At 43.3% G+C, this 13,549-nt stretch carries 14 protein-coding genes; 5 read left to right on the forward strand and 9 right to left on the reverse strand.

What is annotated here, in order from left to right:
* The 4 genes from B3157_RS08155 to B3157_RS08170 form a co-directional block, all read left to right on the forward strand.
* Positions 1–574: DnaB-like helicase C-terminal domain-containing protein (locus tag B3157_RS08155; RefSeq protein WP_292590038.1), on the forward strand; the 574-nt coding region annotated here is incomplete at its 5' end.
* A 721-nt stretch (positions 575–1,295) separates the two neighbouring features.
* The gene (locus B3157_RS08160) at positions 1,296–2,303 is read left to right on the forward strand and encodes an HD-GYP domain-containing protein (protein WP_292590040.1); all 1,008 of its coding nucleotides are present in this window, start codon (positions 1,296–1,298) and stop codon (positions 2,301–2,303) included.
* Positions 2,258–2,407 carry an HD-GYP domain-containing protein gene (locus B3157_RS12890; protein WP_292590042.1) on the forward strand — a complete coding sequence of 50 codons (150 nt, stop codon included), beginning with the start codon at positions 2,258–2,260 and terminating at the stop codon, positions 2,405–2,407. Before B3157_RS08160 ends, B3157_RS12890 begins: the two co-directional genes overlap by 46 nt.
* Positions 2,349–2,534 carry a hypothetical protein gene (locus tag B3157_RS08170; protein WP_292590064.1) on the forward strand — a complete coding sequence of 62 codons (186 nt, stop codon included), beginning with the start codon at positions 2,349–2,351 and terminating at the stop codon, positions 2,532–2,534. The genes B3157_RS12890 and B3157_RS08170 overlap by 59 nt, the downstream gene beginning before the upstream one ends.
* Before the next feature lie 387 nt (positions 2,535–2,921).
* Here B3157_RS08170 and B3157_RS08175 read toward each other — a convergent pair whose 3' ends face one another.
* The 9 genes from B3157_RS08175 to B3157_RS08215 form a co-directional block, all read right to left on the reverse strand.
* On the reverse strand, positions 2,922–4,931 hold the full coding sequence (locus B3157_RS08175) for a BbrUII/HgiDII family restriction enzyme (RefSeq protein ID WP_292590044.1): 2,010 nt from the start codon (positions 4,929–4,931) through the stop codon (positions 2,922–2,924).
* A complete protein-coding gene (locus B3157_RS08180) occupies positions 4,928–5,971 on the reverse strand; it encodes a DNA cytosine methyltransferase (protein ID WP_292590046.1) in 1,044 nt (347 codons plus the stop codon). The genes B3157_RS08175 and B3157_RS08180 overlap by 4 nt, the downstream gene beginning before the upstream one ends.
* 62 nt (positions 5,972–6,033) lie before the next feature.
* A complete protein-coding gene (locus B3157_RS08185; protein WP_292590048.1) occupies positions 6,034–6,465 on the reverse strand; it encodes a very short patch repair endonuclease in 432 nt (143 codons plus the stop codon).
* A 23-nt stretch (positions 6,466–6,488) separates the two neighbouring features.
* A complete protein-coding gene (locus B3157_RS08190; protein WP_292590049.1) occupies positions 6,489–7,496 on the reverse strand; it encodes a DNA cytosine methyltransferase in 1,008 nt (335 codons plus the stop codon).
* Between the two features lie 19 nt (positions 7,497–7,515).
* Positions 7,516–8,391, reverse strand: a complete 876-nt coding sequence (locus B3157_RS08195) for an NgoMIV family type II restriction endonuclease (RefSeq protein WP_292590051.1) — start codon at positions 8,389–8,391, stop codon at positions 7,516–7,518.
* Positions 8,392–8,472: 81 nt separating this feature from the next.
* A complete protein-coding gene (locus tag B3157_RS08200) occupies positions 8,473–8,775 on the reverse strand; it encodes a hypothetical protein (protein ID WP_292590053.1) in 303 nt (100 codons plus the stop codon).
* A 114-nt stretch (positions 8,776–8,889) separates the two neighbouring features.
* Positions 8,890–10,869, reverse strand: a complete 1,980-nt coding sequence (locus tag B3157_RS08205; protein WP_292590054.1) for a hypothetical protein — start codon at positions 10,867–10,869, stop codon at positions 8,890–8,892.
* A 73-nt stretch (positions 10,870–10,942) separates the two neighbouring features.
* Positions 10,943–12,157, reverse strand: a complete 1,215-nt coding sequence (locus B3157_RS08210; RefSeq protein WP_292590055.1) for a hypothetical protein — start codon at positions 12,155–12,157, stop codon at positions 10,943–10,945.
* A 199-nt stretch (positions 12,158–12,356) separates the two neighbouring features.
* Positions 12,357–12,545, reverse strand: coding sequence for a LexA family protein (locus B3157_RS08215; protein ID WP_292590056.1), 189 nt, complete (start codon positions 12,543–12,545; stop codon positions 12,357–12,359).
* Here B3157_RS08215 and cas6 point away from each other — a divergent pair.
* Positions 12,527–13,288 (forward strand): CRISPR-associated endoribonuclease Cas6, encoded by a 762-nt coding sequence (cas6, locus tag B3157_RS08220; RefSeq protein WP_349680379.1) that lies wholly within the window; start codon positions 12,527–12,529, stop codon positions 13,286–13,288. The two genes, B3157_RS08215 and cas6, sit on opposite strands and share 19 nt — an antisense overlap.
* The last annotated feature ends 261 nt before the right edge of the window (positions 13,289–13,549 follow it).

The following is a 13,549-nucleotide window of genomic DNA, read 5'->3' on the forward strand; positions in this document are numbered from 1 at the left end:
GACCGCATACGTAACACTTGAGAGAAGTACGGCACAGTTAAAGGAAAGGTTTGTTTCGAGCCACTTCAGAGACTATGAAGATGCGGAGCGCTTGAGAGAAGAGCTGAACCGGATACCGCTGTTCTTCTTCGATCTCAGAGACTGGGCGATAGACGAAGTGGCATATGAAATCGAGGAGGAGAAGTCCTCCCTCACTTTCGACGTCTGTTTCGTCGATTACCTGCAGCTGATTTGCGAGAGAGAGGGAGAGATCGACTGGTTCAAGGAGCTCGCGTTGCTTCTAGAGATTCCGATCATTCTCGGTAGCCAGATGAAGAGGACAGTCCTGGACAATCCAGGCAAGGTACCTCAACAGAAGGACTTTCATGACGCTGAAGAGATAAACGCTTGCGCGGATACGATAATCATGCTTCATCACGAGTGTTTCTACGACGACAATGCTCCCAAAGAAGAGCTACGGGTCATTGTCTCCAGAGACAGGGGAGAGACCGTGAACCGCGAGACAGTCCTTCGCTTCGACTGGGAAAGGGCATCGCTGATGAAAGAAGAAGAGAAGGAGTCATTACCCAGGTAGCCGGTCCTTTATCGGTCGGGGGCTTCTAAGAGTACAGCGGTCTTTCCAGCGATCAGCGGATTCATCGCCTTTAAGCGGATAGCGGCTCTTACTCTTGCAACTCACAACTTGGAACTTGCAACTGGTTTTCCCTTGCAACTCAGAACTTGTAACTTGCAACTGTACTACACACACACCCTAACGGCAGGAAGGAGAAGATTTCCTTCCTGCTTTCTCATGAACGATGACTCCGTGGTTCCATTCAGGCAGGCCAGAAATGACCGAGCGCGTTCACGCCAAGCATCAAGCAGGAATGAGGAGATTCGTGCGGAATCTATGAGCTCGGAAGAGAGTGTATCCTGTGTCATTACTCGATCACCAGCAGAAAACAAATACCCGTGAACGAAATTTTCAACATTCAGCTCACAATGAAAAATTGGAGTCTGACCCTTTTATCTCTAAGCCCATGGCAAATCCAAAATCCTTAATGCTCAGGATCTCATAGACCAACTTCCCACTTTTCAACTTGAGCCCCCTGAATGTAATCTCATACGTTGACATACTACACCAGCAAACATCAATGACAAAACTCACAAATATGATCGGTTAATTGTCTCAATTGTCTTGTCAAATCTTCAACAAAAGCTGGAGATAAAGCTAGGGTGATTACATCGAAAGATTAGGTGATATGATTACTTAGCAATAGATAGATTAAGCCAAACTGAACATAAGGGGATTCTGAATGAGAGGATTTGAAGAGCTCAGATACATCTGGCCCGCTCTGGTTATATTCATTATGTTAGTTACGATTCTTCTAATGATGCTTCCGTACCACGTCTTTCAGAATGAGGCAATAGACTACACACAGAAGATATACTCAGGGATTTGTGAGACATCTGTCGAGAATCTTGCTACGACACTTTCCAAGGGGTATTTCCAGTGGCATGGGATGTACTATGCTGTGGTATCTGGTGACGAAGCGTTCATTGACGAAATGCTTCAGGAAGTGCGGCAAGAGTTTCCAGCGGTAAGATCCGCCAGGCTCATAGACAGGCCTCCAGAAATACCCGTTATGAATACTCACAAACTGTCAACTGTGAATCAGGAGCTCTATCTGTACTTCAACATATTTGATAACAACAAGGAGAAAGAAATCCCCGACAAGGTCGCTCTAGTGAGCATTGATAAGGATGCTCTACTTTCAGAGATGCATCTGGCAGAGAGAATCACCTTTTCGCCTGACGGATCAAAGGGCTTCACCTATGGCCTAAGGACTGAAATAAGAGGATATGATCTAATGAAGTGGATGGTAGTCCACTCTCTGATCGCTGGAATAATCGGCGTATTGCTCATGATGGAAGTGCTCACTCTTGGACTTTCCGGATATTATGAAATGCACGGTCTTCAAGAGATTATGTATTTGTGGGAAACGGGTGATCCATATACCGGATTTCACTCGAAGAACGTGGCAATAATCGCCGGACTGGTGGGGAAGAGACTTGGCCTGAGCAGAAAGAAGATTAGGGAACTTGTTAACGGAGCAACGCTGCATGACATTGGCAAAGTCGGTATTTCATCTAAGATACTGAGGAAGCACGGTCCTTTAGATGAGATTGAAATGGAGGTTATCCGCAATCATCCTACGTATGGAAAAGACATCCTCGAACACTTCAAATATCTGAAGAAGTTCATTTCTACGCTTATATGCATCACGAAAGAGAAGACGGTTCCGGCTATCCACATGGACTGAAGGTGGACAATATACCGCTTGAGGCTAAGATTATCGCTGTGGCTGATGTCTTTCCAAGCCCCAACAGCCGACAGGCCTTACAGGGCCGCTTATTCCTTTGCTAAAGCGGTGAACATGATGACTGAAATGCCTCTTGATCAGCGCGTAGTCTCTGCGCTTATAGAGATCCTTCCCGAACTTGAGAATGCGCTTTGCGGGAGAAACCCGGAGAAGTGCTGGGAGAGAACTTGAGAGGAAGCCGAAAGCATATTCGTGTATTGCTTCTTTCGATTCTTCAGCAGTTCATAATGACTTGAACAGTAACGTTACAAAAGAGCCGAAACCCTTATGGAGATGCCCACACCTTCGCGGAAGCAGCAGAAATGATGACGGAGATGCCGCTGGACCAGAGGATATATCCGAACTATCAAAGTGCTTCTGGAACTGGAGAAGATTCTTGGTCCAAGAACTGCAGAACCAATTCGGAGAGATTTTGATAATGTGATTTGAACCTTTGTGGATTCAGGACTGTCATTTCTTACTCTGGCTAGATACAGAAGAGTCAACCCAGTCCACTTCAATAGTTCGAAAATACACTTACTGTTTCCCCCTAAAGAAAGAGCAAAGGTGTATTTCCAACTATCGCACTTCGACAAGTTTACGCGAATACTCATTGGCTATAGCATCTATGAGTTGCTTCGTTTTTTTCACCTTATCATCGGATTCAAGAAATTCTTCATATCTATTGTATGCACCAACAATCAGTTCATCATAAAAAACAATTCTTGCGTGATTTATCTTCAAAGTTTCGATGGTTTTGTTCCTGCTATTAGGAGTATCGTGCCAATCAACAGGTTCTTTGCCCAAGACACAGACAATCTCGAAAAGCTCTCTTGCTTTCCCGATATTTGTGAGATACTTGTCAAAAGCATTATCGTACTTCATCACTTGCTTGATAAGTTCATTTGAAGTTATGCTCTTACCAGAACGTTTCAATTCGATTATCACATGCTTTCCCGATACCGCACGATACTTGATGTCAAGCCGAGCATTCTTCTCTTCGTCCGTAAGAGATTCGTCCGAAAATCCTTCAAGTTTTTTGAAAGCTTTTTCCATTACTGCATTTGAAGTCACTTTGTCCCATGAAGGGTCAAGAAGCCAAAGATTGTCAAAAAGATACCTCTGTAGTACTTTCTCAAGAACATTCGCTTCAACATCTTCTCTCAATTTCCCTATGATTCGGAGTCTGTCTGAGATAATGCTGTGATACAGAACAGCGCTGTAGTCTTCTATTTCAGAAAATATGCGCAGAAAAACTTCCAGATTATCCAGGCTTATACTATCTAGCTCATCTAGATTATCTTTGTGTTTCAGCCTTTCAAAAGCGAGTACCCCTTGAGCGAATAGCTCGTGCTTTTCTTCATCTTGATCCGTTACTCTATTTATCTTACCGAAAAGAACATCCGCTTTCCGTCTCTTATCCGGACCTAATTCTCTGTACCACTCCTCTATTTGAGGGTTGGAAGTAGCTTCCGCGGTTCCTTTTTCGTTTCTCAGGTCTGTCCATTCTCTTTGAATTCTCTTTAGCTGATCCCTTACAAAATCACGCAGGCTAATAAATCTAGAATCATCTTCGATTATCTGCTGCCTGTTCGTAGTAGTAATGTCCGGTTCGTCATTCTCGTCCAAAAAATCGGCATGTATCTCCCCTATGAGGTATTTGGTATATAGTCCACCCTCCGCAAAGTATTCAAGAATGTTCTCGTGTGCGACTTTTCCTCTCACCAGGACGACAATTCTGTTCAAGCTGAAACCGTCGTCTGCTCCTTCCTCCTTATCAAGTAAATTGCCGCTGTTCTTCACAGTTCCTATCCACCCGAATATTCTCCCATAGGATTCACTTTCAATGCGAAATATCTCTTCTGCTTCTTTGAATGAAGGCTCTTCCGATTTCTGGGGGTATCTATAGATCCATGCGTACTCGACTTTATCGTAGTAATCCCTGTCCTCTGGCCTCACTTCTTCGCCGTTCACAAATACCCGAAAATCGTGTTTTTCTCCAATAATGCTGAATCTCCTAGCAAGCTTCCTCTTCAAGCTGCTTTCGGTAAGACTGTTCATTCGTTTCTTCAGGTCTTTGAGATAGATAGTCGTACCAGGGGTTTGGATCTCGATTTCTTCTTCCTTGAGCTCTGCGGGTTCATATTCAGAGTTCTCATTTTCGCTGACTTGTCTTTCCAACTCCTTAACAACTATTCTGAAACCTTGCTTGCTGCTATTCGGGGCATCCTTCAAAGTATGAACCTCGATAACATCTGCGACCGAGAACAGAGAAAGTTTTCCGATTCCCTTTCTACCCATCACCTTTCTGCCGTATTTCTCAGATGTCGGACGGTCTTTACGTCTTTCATAACCCACAGCCAGATACTTTTCGTTTATGTCGTCCAGATCCATCCCACACCCGTTATCGGAGATGACAATAATTCTTTCTCTTTTCTTTATCGTGACTTCTACTCTTGTAGCATCCGCGTCCCAAGAATTGGCTACAACTTCCGATAGAACAGCAGGTACGCTACTGTAAAGATTCATCCCCAAATGCTTTAGAACAGTCTGTTTGATTGCTATTCTGTACTTCTTTCTCTCCGTCATTCATATCGACCTCCCAAGTGCTTGATTATGCTTCTTCCAATAGCACTGGCCAGCAAGACCGGTACAGCATTGCCTATGAGCTTTCCGATTGCTTTGAATCTGACGGGTTCCTCGGGTTTTACGAACTGATAATTCTCCGGAAATGTTTGGAGAAGAGCGCCCTCCCTAAGCGATAATGCTCTGTCTTGTTCGGGATGTCCGAATCTTCCGTTTCCGTAACCATAGAACTGAGTCGTTATCGTTGGCGCGGGTTTATCCCATTCCATTCTTGAGTACACCGCTGAGAAAGACTCTCCCGATTGTTTTCTGTGGCAGTTCGCTCTTAGAGACACTTCCCAGTCCTTCCAAGAACCCCCGGGCAGAGAGGCCCTTATTCTTTCTAGGTTTGTATCGTTCAGTTTTGCAGATCTGTGAAGCGGATCTTTCTTGCTAACCTCTCCTGCGCTAATCCTTTCCAGATCTCCTATCGTTTGTCTAACGGTTCGGTATTCATTGCTTTTGCAGGTAGGCGGAATCAACTCTATATTGCCCAGCCTTGAGGCCAGAAGAATCAGTCTATGTCTTGCTTGGGGTACGCCATAATCTGGAGCGAAATGGCTGCCGTAACTAATACTGTAGTCATGAAACCGAAGAGTCTCAGCGAAGTCATGGAACACCTGAGTCTTAACAATCTGAGGTACGTTCTCCATTGATACGATATCCGGTTTGACTTCCGCAACAAGTCTCGCAAAGTTATCGAGTAGAGACCAATCGTTGTCGTTTTTGCCCCTCTTCACGCTAATGTTGTAGGTAGAAAACGGCTGACATGGAGCGCATCCCATAAGTACTTTCACATCTCCTATTGAAAGCAGGTCTGATACTTCCTTGCTAGAAACAAGATTGATGTCCTTATTGATAAAGCGACTGTTGTTATTGTACTCGAAAGGAAACCTGCAGTTTTCGTCTACGTCATATCCTGCAACCACTTCTATCCCTGATGTAATCATTCCATGGGACAGACCTCCCGCACCGCAAAACAAGTCAACCGCAGAAACTCTCATTTGGCACCCCTTCAAGAAGAACTCCTAAGAAAATTGTACATTGTATCTGTCCAAGATCCAAATCACTTGTTACCTAACGACGATTCCAGTTTACTTAAACTTTCCTGCAGGATATCTGCGAATTTGCCTTGCTCAATCTCACATTGCCACAATACCAGTATTCTCCACCCGGCTTTCTCAAGTGCATCTTCTTTTTGCTTGTCCCGTTCTTTATTCTTTCTGAACTTTTCCGTCCAGAACTCCGTTCTGGTTTTCGGAATAGTAGCTTTCCTGCAATTGGTGTGATTGTGCCAGAAGCATCCGTGAACGAATATGGCAAGCTTCAGTCTGGACATCGTTATGTCCGGCTTTCCGGGAAGGTCTTTTCTATGAATTCTATATCCATATCCGCGAGCATGAAGCCACTTCCTGACCACCATCTCCGGTGATGTATCGGTAGACTTCACAGAACGCATGATACTGCTCCGTTTTTCTTGATCGAATATGTCGGTCATTCCGGTACTCCTTGAGAGATCTCCTAATACACATCCTGCAGCAGTTTCTTCAGATGAATTGCAACATGCAATGCAAGTTCAGGAGGAACCGCGTTCCCGATCTGCTTGGCAATCTGTGTTTTGCTTCCGCAGAAAACGTAGTCATCCGGGAACGTCTGAAGCCTTGCAGCTTCACGATGGGTTATGGGTCGATCTGCCTGGGGATGCAAGTACCTACCCTTTTCCGGCTTGAAGAACTCCGTTCTTATAGTAAGTGAAGGTTTGTCCCACTCAAGCCTACCGAACACATCTGTGCTACCGGTTTTCTTCTTCATCCAGCATGGAGGGCACAAATCAGGTCGAAGCCTCATTAAATCAAATCTGTTTCCTCCCGGTGGAATAAGTCTATAACGCTCCAGAGAAATCGCAGTAGGATTCCTGCCGATGTGCAAGCCCTTTCCGTCTGGTTCAAGCGGGAGGTCCCCGATCGCGTCTCTCACGCTCTTTCTGATCTGAGTCGGAGGCGGCAAACTTGGAGAACCGTTCATAATACCTATAGTAAATGCCCTTGATCTCTTCTGCGGCACTCCGAATTCCTCGGCCTTTAGCACTCCATATACTACATTGTAACCTTCTTTCTTCACCATTCCATAGAAGAAATTGAACTCCTCGGACTTCAAGAATCCAGGTACGTTTTCAACCACGAAGGCCTTAGGACCAATCTCATGAATTGCTCTGAAGAATTCCCTCCATAACGTATTCAGGTCTTCATGTTCGCTAGTGCGTTCCTTCTTCCTGTTCATCTTACCCAAAGGCGAAAAGCCCTGGCATGGAGGTCCTCCGACAATCACATCCGACTTCTTCGGACTAAAATCAGCGATTCCTCTTATATCTCCTTCGAAGACTTTGACATCGAAGTTCTTTCTGTACGTACATGCGAATACCTCGTCCTTATCTAAAGCCCACAAAGGTTCATAACCAGCCTTCTTGAACCCTAGAGACAGACCTCCCGCACCGCAAAACAGATCTATGAATGTGGGTTTTTCTATCAAGATACACCTCGATTTTTTCTCAAATTGCTAAATCAAAAGGTAGATCGCTAATGTCTCTCAGTCTTCGACCAATAACAAGAGTGTTCAGCATATCCATTTGATCGCTTCTATCAGTATCGTACTTCTTGACTGCTTCAATCAATTCGTACAATCCGGAATGATAAACGCAATCGATATCACCCACTCCGAGAGCGATAGACGCCAATCGTGTGGGCAGAGGTTCTGCAGTTACTACTACCATATGAGGACTATTTCCTTTTCTGTTTCTTAGAAGATTCTGAGCCTCAACCTTGGTATTCTGCGCTCTATCAGATCGCATCGTCCATTTACAAGATATGCTTGCATGCATTATTGGATGCCCGGAACCAACGGAATCTTCTAGTAGGGGAGTGCGCATAGAAATCTCAGTATTGCATCTCTCACCTAGCAGTTCAGAAGGAATTGGGAGTCTACTTACTACAATATCGGGCTTCACTATGTAGTCAGAAGTCAAGAGAACCCTCAAGGATTCATCGGTCTTAGCTAAGTCCTCAATTCTGTTCAAATGGTAGTACTGGTCGAAGTCCGTTATCCTGTAATTATCGGCTCCCCAAACCCATTGCCCAGGCCTCAGCTCAAACAACAGCGAAAAAGACTCCTTGAGATACTCCATTGTAAATGCTGTGTACTCAGCCCCGCTCTTCTGACCCGGCTTAGCGTGTTGTAATGGAGTGCCTTTTGGAAGTAAGTCGGACCATTCCTTGGCAATGACAGAACTGGATCTACTATCCACATCTGCTATGCTAACAGTCATACCATACTTACTGCTCTTTGCCGAAAGCAATTGCTTTCGTATTGTTGCCAAATATTGTGTCCTGAGATCCAGCAACCGATGGAAGATGTCTCTTTCAATCATTCTTGCTCCTTTCTACACCGTTATTATCATATCATCGGAAATGCGAGTCTTCATTCCGATTCTACTTTGAAGAGTCGTGCATTATCTTGAGGTTCGCCCATTATATGCTATATAACCCTCATATTCATCAGATCGAGGATCGGGATTCTTCAAATGTCTTTCGTATTCTTTTTCAAGTAGTTCGAAGGTTATCTTCTCTTCTGTGTTCAAGACGAAATTGTAAGTAGAAATCGCTTCTCCATTATCCGAGATTCTTATTACTACTAAAGTCTCCCAAGCTTTGTGGTTTAGGCATGCGAAAACAACGCCCTCTTGCTGCCCAGAAATAATTCTGTAACCTGTGTCTTCAAGAAACTTAGTAAAATGCTCGCACGATGTAGTCATGTATTCCTCCAATAAAGGTTTGTCACACGTATTGGAATCCGAAAGGACACGGCTTTGGTTTTCCAGGACTGATTATGTTGACAGGTTTCCTTTACGATGAGCAATGCTCATAACCTAAACTTCATACTGTTTGCCTTCTACGGGACTCCCTACTCTTTTGCGCTGTTCTTCAGTTGCCTTGTCATATAGATCCTTGAGGCATGTCACTGCATTTTGCCTCAATTTTTCTCCAAAGCTAATGTTAAGTAATCCTAGCAGATCATCCTGCTTTTCAAAGTATTCTAGCACGTTCATCATCTTTCCTTCTTCAGGATTAAGCAAACGTACATATCCAATAGACTCATCGGAAGTTTGTAGGATTGCCTCATTCAAGTCGCCCGAAAATGAAAACCCTGGTCTTGCCATAAGTAAAACGATATACTGCAAAAAACTCGAATTTCCGGTACTCTTATCAAGAAGCTCAACGAGATTCGAGGAGAAATAGAGATCATAAAGGTCACAAATGTTCTTAGGTATGACATCCAGCATATGCGTATCTTGACTATTATCATCGAAGTAGTCCCAGATTAACTTAAGCGCCCAGTATTCTTTTCTTGATAGCGCATATACGCTTACTTCAACTACTAGTTCCCTTAGAAATCTCTGAGTATATTTTACCCATAGACTTTTTCTCACTTCAGAGATCTTCTTTTCCTTTTCCGTCTCTTCAATCATTTCAGAGATTTTCTTTTCCGTGTTTTCAATCACTTCATCTTTGGCCTTGCGTAACTGGTACTTTTCAAATCTACAAAGCTTATTTAGGCGATCACTAAGATCTCTAATGGTCCTGATCTTTGAAAATTCCTTGTCAAGTTCGCTTACCTGAGAATTTGAAGAATCAAAAGACTGTGCGAACTCACCGCTTCTGAATTCCTGATATGAAGAGTAGTATCTAAAGACCACATGAATAGTTATGTGCAGAGCTGTCTTTTGGTGACGTTCTATTGTTTTTTTCATTGTCTCACAAAGAAATGCATTTAGAGCTTTTATGGTCTTGTACGACCTAATATGTTTGTGAAGCCAGATAACGGTCGGATAAACCTCAACAAAACCAGCAAACAGACTAAGATCAGACCCCATCATGAGACCTAAGACCGTTTTTGACATCTTCTCAGTAATCACATCTAGATAATCAGAATAGGTAGTTTCTGAGTCTAGGCGGTTCTCGTCTAGGGCTCTCTTAGCGAACCATTTCTTGAGTTCACGAACAAACTTCTTCTGATCTTCAACCCTTCTTCTTTCAATTGAGAGTTGCAAAGTGTCAAAACAAATCTCTACAGTTGACTTCATGATTGAAACATGTTTCTTATCTCCCGATTTTGCTAGCACTTCAATCATGCTTTCGATGATTGAGAAATGAGGACCTATAAGATCTATTGATTGTTCTGATGCAGTACCGAACTCTGGATTGCCGATCAACAAACTCCTGTAGACCAAAGCGGACTCCTTCAACGCCTCTACTTTGTGTCTCCCTTCAGGAACAATAGATTGACTCTTCTTTAGATCTGTCCTCGCCATCTCTATCAGAAAGTATGGATTAGAAGCTTGCGAAATAAACCCTGTGAAGAGAAGAAGCTGGATCACTACAATTATTGTCATTTCGAGAGTCTGAACACGCCCAAATTCTTGTATGAGTGTCAGTGACAACTCCACAGAAGAAAACGCTGGGCGAAACTCCGTCTTGAACAGTGAATCTAGGAGCTGAATTATTCCTGCCTTCTGAATTATTGAGAGAATAAAGACAAAAAAGGTGCTGGCGTAAAGGGTGAGTGTCCATCGTTTCAAGCCGATCCTTTCTAATAGGATAGAACCATAGCGTTGTCGAATCCTGTTTGACGAGTCACCGAACAACGGAACTGCTATAGCAAGAATTGAAGAAGACAATACAAGAGAATCGGTAATGAAGGCAGTGGACAAAGCGAACGCCAAATTCATCAGTAAGCCCTCAACAGTCGGAATACTCACGAGATAATAGGCACAGAATACCGCAAGAGCAATCATAAAAATGAAGGTGATAACTTTAGCATTTCTCCTAATGTAGAAAGATGTAGTCATTTTGCATGTTCTCCCCTGCATGAAAAGCCTCGTACATCTATGAATCTCAGCAGTCGTTTGTTCATTTCTTCAATTATCTCCTCAGTAATAGTCTCAAACCTTTAAGAGCTATGTAGGCAAGAATACCACCTATAACACTTTTCAGAGCAAACCAAAAGACCTTACCATACCACTTCTTGTTACTTTCATAGTTCATCATTGCCTTGTTGAAGTCGCGGGAAACTTCTTGGATTAGCGCAGACTTTTCGTTCTGTGGCATACTTGAGTTTTTAATCCCTTCTATTCGTTCGCCAAATTCCTTCTTCAAGGTGTCTTCTGTAAGAAACCTGTGCTCTTTCTCGCCCAACAAGTAGAATACTTGAGAAGCAAACTCCTGCGTGCCGCCTCTTGAATAAATGTAATATCCCATGAGAGCAAAGAGCAGAGGCCAAATAGTGCCGACAAGATGCAGAGCAATAGGCGCCTCTGGGTGCGCAAACCAGGAAATGATAGAGTACAACAACTGAAGTGAGTATCCTAAGGTTATTGCAAGAAACGCAGTTCTACCTAGCAAGTACCTTTTACTGTCGCTGAGCTCTTCGGACTTTCTGTAATCGTATAGAATGCAAAGGTAGAATATCAAGAAGCAACATCCAGAAATCAGTGAAAGAGAATCCGGACTAATAAGACTTCCCTCGAAAAGCAAATCCATCGCAGACCTGGCAACAAGCATAGCAAAACCTATCATCGCGAAGGAAAAGCCGAGCTTCTTCACCCAGCTACATTTCTTTGGGCACAACGGACTAACCAGTAAGAACTGAATTACCATAAGCAACATAAAGAATAAGCCTGAGAGACCCATAAGAACATCAATAAACTGAATCGCAACTTTGAGATTGCTCGCATCAACAAACCCATACTTGATTTTCACGAGTTTGTCAGTTTTGCTAAGCAACACTGGATAGGCAAAAAATGCAAAGATAGCATAGACAATTGTCCAAAATACCCCTACAATAACGGATACTCGACTGTCGTTGGTATCCTCGGTCTCTACTCTTTCGTTATTTACTAGAGCAAGAGCTGTTCTCTTCTTTATTCTTGATCTAAGTAATATATAATTGATCGCCTTTTCTATGTCAAATTCGTTTCTAGATGTCTTTGAAAACTCTTCGAGCTCTAGCAATAGCCTTGCAACCCTGAACTTTCTAACATGCGTCTTTTTAGATATTGCGCCGACAATGGCTGAGAAATCCTCTTTCATTAGCTTCGCGGCCAATTCTTTGCCAGAACTATTGTCTATTATGATCACCTCGCTGAGGGTATATGACTTGCATTTCCAAAAGACATACCTTACATCTTCCGTGGGCCCGGCAACCGAATCTGGTGATCAACACAAGAGTGAAAGATGGAATGAGTTCATATCAGTATACTGAGCAACGAATGAACTGGAGGTTAATCGACTAGACAGAGAAAACCCAATAAGAACTCGTTTCAACAACTAGAAGCAATCACGAATCCGAAAACTTTCTCTTCAAACCAACTACTACCCCGATAATAGCACATTCGGAGTCCCATCTATCCTTGCCTATTCTAATAGGCTTGTATTCTGGGTTCTCAGAGGTAAGTATCACCATGTCAGATCTCTTGTGGAAGCATTTTATGATGCCTTTTTGGCCACTTGTTTTCACAACTAGCATCTGCCGTTCCCCGTGATCACTTTCACCAGCTTTCGGGACTGATCTACGCTATGATACAGAAGGCAAACCGTGACTATTCAAAATGGCTACACGACGAGGGTTTTCTTGACGGCAAAAAGAGTTTCAAATTCTTCTGCTTCTCAAAGCTCATTCCGGAGAAGAACGCCTATGTCAAGGCCGGAAATAACGACGAGATGATTGTCTACACCAAAGACATTGCTACTCTCTACATATCTTCACCTGTTAGAGAGATTATGCAGCATCTAGTGGATTTCCTGCTGCTTAACAGGGAAATTAGAATCCTCAATCATAATTTGATAATCCAAAATGCCTTTGCGTTTATCGAGAATTTCGAAGACGGAGAGGAGCTCTTCAAGTGCATTACGCCGATTGTTCTATCTACAAGAAACGATGAACATAAGACACCTTTCTATTTAAGGGCGTATCAGGACCCCGTCCAGTTTGGCGAATTCCTTACTAAGAATGCCAGAGAGAAATTCAGGATTTTCTCTGGGAAAGAGAGCGAAGTCAATGTAATCGTCGACAGCGGCTATGTCGAAAGGGTCGGGAGGAAGAGCAACATAAGAATCAACATAGTTGACGACATCGAAGTCTTCGGATCCGTTGTCCCTGTAAAAATTTCCGGCACCGGAGAGGAGATTGCTTTCTTGTACGACACTGGTCTTGGAGAAAAGAATTCTCTTGGAATGGGCATGATCGAGATAGCCGGGAAACGCTTTTAGGATGAAACGGTGATTTTTGGCAGAATGAGTTTCAGGAAGTGTTATCAGCAGGCTGGGGCAGTTTAGATAAATCAAGAAAGAACACCTCAATCATTTTGCGCATGAAGAATTGGAGTGTTACCTTTAGTGCTGAATGCCGAGACTGAGTCCTCAACGAATTGATCGAGACGTTTCTCGTTTCAATTCCTCATAGGTAGTCTGGAAGCGAAGTCCTTTCCTTACTGTCTTTTTCTTTGCCTGAGTTTCAATTCCTCATAGGTA

Source organism: Mesotoga sp. UBA5557 (assembly GCF_002425715.1).
GTDB lineage: Bacteria > Thermotogota > Thermotogae > Petrotogales > Kosmotogaceae > Mesotoga.

What these genes read in the sequence shown, in the direction of transcription:
- B3157_RS08195 (WP_292590051.1), bottom strand. Translation starts at nt 8,391, where the DNA reads ATGATTGAAAGAGACATCTTCCATCGGTTGCTGGATCTCAGGACACAA.
- B3157_RS08215 (WP_292590056.1), bottom strand. Translation starts at nt 12,545, where the DNA reads ATGCTAGTTGTGAAAACAAGTGGCCAAAAAGGCATCATAAAATGCTTC.
- B3157_RS08205 (WP_292590054.1), bottom strand. Translation starts at nt 10,869, where the DNA reads ATGACTACATCTTTCTACATTAGGAGAAATGCTAAAGTTATCACCTTC.
- B3157_RS08180 (WP_292590046.1), bottom strand. Translation starts at nt 5,971, where the DNA reads ATGAGAGTTTCTGCGGTTGACTTGTTTTGCGGTGCGGGAGGTCTGTCC.
- B3157_RS08185 (WP_292590048.1), bottom strand. Translation starts at nt 6,465, where the DNA reads ATGACCGACATATTCGATCAAGAAAAACGGAGCAGTATCATGCGTTCT.
- B3157_RS08175 (WP_292590044.1), bottom strand. Translation starts at nt 4,931, where the DNA reads ATGACGGAGAGAAAGAAGTACAGAATAGCAATCAAACAGACTGTTCTA.
- B3157_RS08200 (WP_292590053.1), bottom strand. Translation starts at nt 8,775, where the DNA reads ATGACTACATCGTGCGAGCATTTTACTAAGTTTCTTGAAGACACAGGT.
- B3157_RS12890 (WP_292590042.1), top strand. Translation starts at nt 2,258, where the DNA reads ATGCATCACGAAAGAGAAGACGGTTCCGGCTATCCACATGGACTGAAG.
- B3157_RS08170 (WP_292590064.1), top strand. Translation starts at nt 2,349, where the DNA reads ATGTCTTTCCAAGCCCCAACAGCCGACAGGCCTTACAGGGCCGCTTAT.
- B3157_RS08160 (WP_292590040.1), top strand. Translation starts at nt 1,296, where the DNA reads ATGAGAGGATTTGAAGAGCTCAGATACATCTGGCCCGCTCTGGTTATA.